General features: G+C 59.2%; 9 protein-coding genes. 8 read left to right on the top strand and 1 reads right to left on the bottom strand.

Going from position 1 to position 6999, the window contains the following annotated elements:
• A partial coding sequence (locus tag AB4043_RS11855) for a type I 3-dehydroquinate dehydratase (protein ID WP_442307123.1) occupies nucleotides 1-624 on the bottom strand: 624 nt, incomplete at its 3' end.
• A 249-nt stretch (nucleotides 625-873) separates the two neighbouring features.
• Between AB4043_RS11855 and AB4043_RS11860 the strand changes: the two genes are divergently transcribed.
• The 8 genes from AB4043_RS11860 to AB4043_RS11895 all read left to right on the top strand — a co-directional run bounded on the left by AB4043_RS11860 (nucleotide 874) and on the right by AB4043_RS11895 (nucleotide 6587).
• Complete coding sequence (locus AB4043_RS11860; RefSeq protein ID WP_442307124.1) at nucleotides 874-1473, top strand: sigma 54-interacting transcriptional regulator; 600 nt, start codon at nucleotides 874-876, stop codon at nucleotides 1471-1473.
• A gap of 25 nt (nucleotides 1474-1498) precedes the next feature.
• Nucleotides 1499-1945 carry a helix-turn-helix domain-containing protein gene (locus tag AB4043_RS11865; protein ID WP_442307127.1) on the top strand — a complete coding sequence of 149 codons (447 nt, stop codon included), beginning with the start codon at nucleotides 1499-1501 and terminating at the stop codon, nucleotides 1943-1945.
• A gap of 265 nt (nucleotides 1946-2210) precedes the next feature.
• Entirely contained in the window at nucleotides 2211-2984 is a 774-nt protein-coding gene (gene pgeF, locus AB4043_RS11870) for a peptidoglycan editing factor PgeF (protein ID WP_442300840.1), read from the top strand.
• A 263-nt stretch (nucleotides 2985-3247) separates the two neighbouring features.
• Nucleotides 3248-3931, top strand: coding sequence for a hypothetical protein (locus AB4043_RS11875; protein WP_442307125.1), 684 nt, complete (start codon nucleotides 3248-3250; stop codon nucleotides 3929-3931).
• Nucleotides 3928-5292, top strand: coding sequence for a methyltransferase family protein (locus AB4043_RS11880; protein ID WP_442300838.1), 1365 nt, complete (start codon nucleotides 3928-3930; stop codon nucleotides 5290-5292). Before AB4043_RS11875 ends, AB4043_RS11880 begins: the two co-directional genes overlap by 4 nt.
• Nucleotides 5292-5693: a metalloregulator ArsR/SmtB family transcription factor gene (locus AB4043_RS11885; protein ID WP_442307126.1), complete on the top strand. Its 402-nt coding sequence runs from the start codon at nucleotides 5292-5294 to the stop codon at nucleotides 5691-5693. Before AB4043_RS11880 ends, AB4043_RS11885 begins: the two co-directional genes overlap by 1 nt.
• Nucleotides 5694-5697: 4 nt before the next feature.
• A complete protein-coding gene (locus AB4043_RS11890; RefSeq protein WP_442300836.1) occupies nucleotides 5698-6177 on the top strand; it encodes an SRPBCC family protein in 480 nt (159 codons plus the stop codon).
• Entirely contained in the window at nucleotides 6174-6587 is a 414-nt protein-coding gene (locus tag AB4043_RS11895; protein ID WP_442300835.1) for an LIC_13387 family protein, read from the top strand. Before AB4043_RS11890 ends, AB4043_RS11895 begins: the two co-directional genes overlap by 4 nt.
• The last annotated feature ends 412 nt before the right edge of the window (nucleotides 6588-6999 follow it).

Below are 6999 nucleotides of genomic sequence, written 5' to 3' on the forward strand. Positions count from 1 at the left end.
CACACCCAGCACACGCGAGATGACACCGTACTCTCCCATCGAGATGCCGATGACATTCCCCGCCTCACCGTACTTCTCCAGAAACGAGAACAGCGTCAGGTTATCCGCGAGCGAACGCGCCGTCGGCACCACCTTGATGAAGTCCGGCTGGAACTTCTGGATCCGTTCATAGACGGAATCGAGGTCGCGGGTCGTTTCAAAATCGTGATAGCTGATGATGATTGCAGCACCGGCCGCCCGCAGCTTGTCCAGGTCGGCATGCTTCATCGCTTCGGCCGACTCGATCTCAAGATCGATCAACTGGCTTCCGCCTGCCGCTGCCTTTGCCAGGATCTCTGCCTCCTCTGAGAGGCTTCCTGTAAATCCACCGCCATTCGGTTTCCGGCGGCAGGTAGTAATCGCGGTCACTAGAGGATTTGCTTCCAGAAACGCTTTCAGGCGCGGTAATGCGGCAGCGGGATTCGGCAGTGAATCCAGCCGGAACTCCAGAAACGGATGCTCCGGAGCCGCAGCTTCAGCCTTCTGGAAAAGCTCGGCCGGGCTTGCACCCTGCAGAGCAACGCAGACACGGCCAAGACGCGAACGCAGCGACTGCAGGGCGAGGTTCGGTGAGGAAGAAGTCATTTTTCTAATCGCGCGTATGGTATCGTCGCTGGGCTTTGGATGCAAGCCATTGATGCATAGACTCTTATTCGCCCCCTCCACAAACTCCCAATCGCTCTGTATTTCCGCATAAAATGCGCTTAGAGCATTTCCCGGTTGCTGGGTATCCCAGAGAGGCGTGCAGCGGCGTTTTCATTGCAGAAAACGCCCCCTGGATGCGGAAGCCCTACTCTGGACCTACAGGGAAAATGCTCCAGCACTCCGTTCGTCATGAGCCAGACATTGCCAACCCGCGTGGCCGCCATCCTGGCGTCTCAGGCCGCGTCAGCCGCTATACAGCATGCCCTGCTGGCTCCCGAATTCGCGCTTACGCTCATCGATTCCGACCACTGGCGCGGCGTACCGGCGGATGCTCTTCTGGTAGAGGTCGAGGACGACCTCTCAGTGCTCCGCAACATCTGCGACGGGGTGACCGGAACACCCATCATCGTCCTGCTCCGTTCCGCACGCGCCGACCTCGCCTTTGCCGCCTCCAAGGCCGGCGCAAAAGAACTCATCACCCTTCCCGCCGGTCCGGACGAGATACGCCAAAGCCTCCGCGGTCTTCTGACCACACAGCCAAGGCCCCCGGAGTCCAAAGGCCTGCCAGTGCTCTTCGGCAACCACCCCCGCATGTCCGAGATTCGCGACACCATCTCGAAGGTGGCCACGACCAGCGCCACCGTGTTGATTCGCGGTGAGAGCGGCGTGGGAAAAGATGTTGTCGCGCGGATGATCTACGAACAGTCGCGCCGCTCCGGCAAACCCTTCGTCAAGGTCAACTGCGCCGCCATTCCTGACGACCTGCTCGAAAGCGAGCTCTTCGGCTAGCCACTTTCTCGACAAGTACGCCACCATCTATGGCCGTGAGCAGGCCTCCTTCTCCCAGGAGGCGATGGCCGCTCTGCTGACCTACTCCTGGCCGGGCAATATCCGCGAGCTCGAAAACCTGTGCAAACGATTCGTCATCGTCGGCGGCGAGACCCAGATTCTGCGCGAGCTCACCTCCCGCAGCCAACACACGGCTTCAGTCCCGCTTACTGCTCCAGCTCCACTGGCCACCGCACCTTTGCCCTCACCTGAACCGGCCGCCGTCCGTCAGCCGTTCGGTACAAACTTGCTTGAGGTCGGGAGACGAGCGGCCTGGCAGGCAGAGCGACGCCTGATTCTGGAGACCCTCGAAGCTGTGCGCTGGAACCGAAAACTGGCTGCACAGCGGCTGGGAATCAGCTACCGGTCGCTGCGAAGCAAGATTGAGCAGATCGATCGGGATGAAACAACAAAGCGGCACTTGATAGCCTAAACATGGCAAATATTTGCCACCAAATCATGGCCATCTTAAGCTAGGATTGAAACAACAGCACTTATCCTGTGGAAAACAGTGGCATGCTTATTGCTGACTGCAAGGTTAAGTTCAGAGGCAAATTCTAAGTAGTCCCCACCTGATGCAGTGAATCCTAGCTTTTTGTCCCTTGCGGACACACATCTTCTACTCACTTCCTATACCCCTCCCTCACTGCCTCTCAAGACCCTCCGGAAGGAGGGTCTTCCACTTTAAGATCATTTCCATGAGCATTCTGCAGACATGGGACTTCGATTGGTTATGGCATGGATTCAGCACCCGGCTGGGGGGCGTCTCTAACGTTTACGGACGTACCGGCGACTTGAATCTCGGCTGGACGCAGGAAGATACCGATGCCTCCGTTGCAGAAAACCGCCGCAGCTTTGCCTTTACGGTGAGACAGGAGCACGGGATCGCTCCCGTGCTTACGCGCCAGACACACGGCGTTGTCATTAACCGGGTGCACTTCGGCTTGACACCTTTGGAGACCGCGGAAGGCCGAGCGGTCCTTGAGGGCGATGGCCTGATCACCAACGAACCGGGCATGCTCATCGGAGTGCAGACAGCTGACTGCATTCCCGTCATCCTGGTAGACCCGGTTCATCGCGCCGTGGGTGTCATTCATGCGGGATGGCGAGGCACTGTTGCCGGTATCGTCGAAGCCGGTGCCCAGCGCATGCATGCTGAGTTCGGCTCGCAACCGGCGGAGATGCTGGCCGCTATCGGACCGGGAATCGGCCCGTGTTGCTTCGAGGTCGGCGACGAGGTCCGCGATACCTTCCGCGATCGCTGGCCATATGCCGAGACGCTCTTCCATGGACGTAATGTGGACCTGTGGCAGGCGAATCGACGCCAGCTCTTCGACTCCGGCCTCACCGCCCAGAACATCACCGTCCTCGGTGAATGCACCGCTCACCAGACGGACCGCTTCTTCTCACACCGTGCCGAGAAGGGTGTTACGGGGCGCATGATCTCCGCCGCTGGTATCAAGCGCAGCTAATCGAACCAATCTTTCCCCTTCATTCTCCGCGAATTATTTTTTTTGAACATGTTCACAAATTCATTGACAGCCGACCTGCGCGGACGAATACTGAACGTGTTCAAAACGAGGTGAGACGATGTGGGGAGATGAATTGGACAAGGAGTCTGACGGGCTAACTCCGGCACAGTGGATTACCCATTGTTCTGGCTCTTCTGCTGGCCCTAGCTCCAAAGACGAAATCGGCCAAAGGTGCAATCGTAAAGGGCATCGCAATCGTACTGTTGACGGTGGCCCCGCTGGCGGGGGAGGGCTACCTATGCATCCTCTTCGCCTCACCCCTCTTTTTCCTGGTCGGCTTGGTAATCGGTGCTTGCTTTGACTACTCCAGAAAGCGCACGGAAAAGCGAGAGCAAGGTCGTCTGCGCGCCTGGGCCTGGCTGGCGCTGCTTCCTATGGCTCTGGAAGGCGTGACTCCTACACTCTCATTCCCGCGAAGCGAGAGTGTTACCTCAGTACGGATCGTGCGCGGCAGTCCAGCCGACGTTGAGAGGGTGCTTGGCGCCGGTCTGCGGCCAGAGACACCTCTTCCCCTCTTCCTCCGTATCGGCTTCCCTCGCCCGCTAGCCGTGCAGGGTACCGGCTTGGCAATCGATGACATGCGACATATTCACTTCAGCGGAGCGGAGAGCGACGGTCCCGGAGACCTGGTGCTTCGTGTCGCGAAGACAGGTCCCGGATATGTTCGCTTCGAACGCGTCAGCGATGATTCTCATCTGCGGCAGTGGATGGCCTGGGAGGTCAGCGAAGTTCGCTGGCGGGAGGTCTCTCCCGGAAGAACCGAAGTGCGATGGACGATCCAGTTTGCGCGGAGGCTCGATCCGGCCTGGTACTTTGGCCCGTGGGAGCGGTTCGCCGTAAAACAGGCTGCGGACTACCTGATCGTCGCCGATGCGGAGCCGCGATGAGCCGCGAGATCCTCGTCCGCATCGCCGCACTGTACGTCCCGATTGTTGCGGCCGCCGCCGGCTGGCTGCTATTCACCTGCAATACCAAAAAGTGGATGCGGCAACGGCTCGGAGCAACCGTCCTGGTCCAAACTCTCTGGGTTTTACCAGTACTGTGGATGCTGCAGCTCATGAACACACGCACTGGGTGGTGGAGCTTCCATACCGCAGGTCCGGCAGTGCGCGGAATGCCGGTCGAGATGTATCTCGGCTGGACGGTCTTGTGGGGAGCCGTTCCCTCGCTGCTGCTCGGTCAACTTCCCCTGCGGTGGCGAATCCTGCTTCTGATCGGCTTCGATCTGCTGGCCATGCCTTACTGTGCTCCGGTACTTTCTCTATCTCCCACCTGGCTCTGGGGCGAAGCTCTCTTTGTACTCATAGGACTGGTTCCCGCACTTCTGCTTGGCGAGTGGACCGTAACGGAGCGGCATCCCCTGCGGCGTGCGTGGATGCAGGTCGTCATGGCCGGCATGGTCGTGCTCTTGCTTCTGCCGGAGTGTGTCTTTGTCATACGCAGCGGCGGCTGGAATGCATTGCCAACCACTGACTCACGCCTCGCACATGCCATTCTCTCCGTCGAAATCCAGGCAATTCTGTTGCTGGGGGTCATCGGCGTCGCGGCTGCACGCGAGTTTGGAGAGCGAGGAGAAGGTACACCGATTCCCTTCGACCCGCCTCGCAGGCTCGTCACCAGCGGGATCTACCGCTATGTCGCCAACCCCATGCAGTTGAGCTGTGCCCTGGTCATGCTGGCGTGGGCAGCAATGCTGCACAGCCTCTGGCTTGCTCTGGGAGCAATATGCGGCATCCTCTATAGCGCTGGACTCGCCACCTGGGACGAAGCAGAAGACCTGCGTACACGCTTCGGCCTGCCCTGGTTGCAGTACCGCGCTGAAGTCCACAACTGGCTGCCTCGATGGAAGCCCTACCTCACTCCCGGAGGTCAGCCGGCGACGTTATGGATCAGCGGAGAGTGCGGCCCCTGTAACGAGGTGCGGCGATGGTTCACCAGGCACGAAGCTCGCGGTCTGGTGATCATGCCGGCGGAAGCCCATCCCACACGGCGGCTACGACGCATTCGTTATGAAGACGGAGGGTACGGTGTCGACGGCGTACGGGCTGTCTTTCGCGCCGTAGAACATCTGCATTTCGGCTGGGCGTTCGCCGGCATGGTGCTCAGCATGCCGGGGATGTGGTGGCTGATACAGGCTGTGCTGGACAGCTGCGGCCTAGGGCCACGGAGCTTCAGAAGAGGGACGATCCCCATCCCATGCATTTTCCGGTTGACACAGGAAACGCGTAACCGTACAGTTACGCATTAATGAGGAACCGATCGGTTACATATTCGCCTATAGCCTCGTTTCAGGCCATCGCTGATCCAACCCGGCGGGCCATGCTCGACCTGTTACGGGAGGGAAGGAAGCCTGCCGGAGCCATCGCCGAAGCCTTTCCTGTCTCACGGCCCGCCATCTCCAAGCATCTTCGTCTGCTTCGGCATGCGCACCTGGTGCGGGAGACACGAGAAGGCCGTAACCGGATTTATGAACTGAATCCTGAACCTCTACGCGCAGTCGAAAGCTGGCTTGAGAAATATCGCGTCTTCTGGACGCAAAGCCTGGGCAACCTGAAGGCGATGGTCGAGATGGAGTTCGCAGCACCCAAGATCGCCCAGACCAGCCATCACGGCACACGCCCAAGAACCAGAAACRGGAAGGGAGAGTAAGCAGATGACAGAGACAACAGTCAGCGATTCCATCGAACTTGAGATCTTTATCGCAGCGCCGGCCGACAAAATCTTTCAGGCTTTGACCGACCCGGCCAAAGTGCCTCTGTGGTGGGGAACTCCGGCTCAATACCGCGTCACATCCTGGAACGGAGAGATTCGTCCGGGTGGCCAATGGCGTAGTGAAGGAGCTGGTGCCGACGGCACGTCGTTTCACGTCGGCGGAGAATACCTGGAGGTCGCCCCTCCCCATCTCCTGGTTCACACCTGGAAACCGAGTTGGGACGGTGAACGGCCGACACTGGTACGCTTCGACCTCCTGTCACAAGACGGTGGAACCCTGGTAAAAGTCCGTCACTCTGCCTTCGGTGATGCCTCTGCGGTACGTGAATCGCATGCCCAGGGCTGGATACGCGTGCTCGGCTGGATGCAGGCCTTCGTGGAGAGGAACGAGACCATCGACAGCCGAGGAGAGGCGCAATGAGAGCGACCTGGTGGTACCGCGGCTCTTCCCTGCTGCTCGTCCTGTTCGCCGCCGGCCACACGCTGGGCTTCCGCAAAACCGACGTATGGCCTGAGACCGTGAAGCCGGTAGTGGCCGGCATGCAGACCGTGTACTTCCCGGCGGACGGTTTCCTTCGGAGCTATTGGGATTTCTACGTCGGCTTTGGCTTGTTCGTCACCGTAATGATGCTCTTCGCTGCCGTTGTGGCATGGCAGATGGCGGGTCTGCCCCAGGAGACGCTCTCCCGGCTGAAACTGGTCCGCTGGAGCCTGGCGATCGCGCTTGCCGTCATTACCGCCATGACCTGGCGCTATTTCTTTCTGGCGCCACTGGTCTTTTCCGTTGCGACGACGGCGACCCTTACCGTGGCTGCGACACTACGAAAGTAACCATCCGGACCGTCGGGTCTTCCTCCCTCCGAGGTCCAGAATGGAGGCCAGCTGGATGCCATTCCACCCTTTGTACGACCACACGCGGAGTGACGCGGGACGGGAAGGCGATGGGCTTGCGGAGGTTAAAGAAAAGGTTAACGGCGAGAGCCGGCCACGTCGTCTGTTAAGGCCACCCGGCGCTAGGTCCATGATTTTTATAAGGAAACGAGGGACGGTGGAGACGAATTTCTGTTAGCAAAGGTGTTGCGCTTGACATTGATTCTTGTGGTACGCTACAGGCAATCGTTTGAAACAGATTGGTCTGAAGCAAAGGTACACCTCTGCCGAACCCCATTTGGATTCAGCGTCAAAACTCTATCCGCACAAGGAATTTGCAACATGGAACAGGGAACAGTGAAGTGGTTTAACG

This window comes from Terriglobus sp. YAF25 (genome assembly GCF_052113305.1).
Classification (GTDB): Bacteria; Acidobacteriota; Terriglobia; order Terriglobales; family Acidobacteriaceae; genus Terriglobus.

Coding starts and splice junctions, on each gene's coding strand:
- AB4043_RS11880 (WP_442300838.1), top strand. CDS start 3,928: ATGAGCCGCGAGATCCTCGTCCGCATCGCCGCACTGTACGTCCCGATT.
- pgeF (WP_442300840.1), top strand. CDS start 2,211: ATGAGCATTCTGCAGACATGGGACTTCGATTGGTTATGGCATGGATTC.
- AB4043_RS11890 (WP_442300836.1), top strand. CDS start 5,698: ATGACAGAGACAACAGTCAGCGATTCCATCGAACTTGAGATCTTTATC.
- AB4043_RS11895 (WP_442300835.1), top strand. CDS start 6,174: ATGAGAGCGACCTGGTGGTACCGCGGCTCTTCCCTGCTGCTCGTCCTG.
- AB4043_RS11860 (WP_442307124.1), top strand. CDS start 874: ATGAGCCAGACATTGCCAACCCGCGTGGCCGCCATCCTGGCGTCTCAG.